1 pseudogene is annotated in these 211 nt (G+C 52.1%); it reads right to left on the bottom strand.

The features are described 5' to 3' along the window. Positions 1-211 (bottom strand): annotated as a pseudogene (locus FDX22_RS15250) (D-alanyl-D-alanine-carboxypeptidase/endopeptidase AmpH); the annotation flags it as partial.

Genomic DNA, 211 nt, shown 5'->3' with positions numbered 1-211 from the left:
CCATATAAGTAATGAAGCCACCGCCGCCACCGGTTTTTTGAATAATTCCTGGACGCCCATTCTTCGGCGCCATATAGACCCAGCCCAAACCTAGCGCATCGGCTCTGCCCGGAACATCCATCCCTATCACTTTGGTTAACTGCGTACGCTGATAAATCAGCGTCTGCATCCGGTCGGCCTGCTGGCTACGATGATAAAAATCAGAGGAGAG

Origin of the sequence: Citrobacter sp. TBCS-14, from assembly GCF_005280805.1 — a bacterium.
Classification (GTDB): domain Bacteria; phylum Pseudomonadota; class Gammaproteobacteria; order Enterobacterales; family Enterobacteriaceae; genus Citrobacter; species Citrobacter gillenii.
The sequence above is the reverse complement of the archived record's forward strand: the minus strand, read 5'-3'. Positions and strand labels throughout refer to the sequence as shown.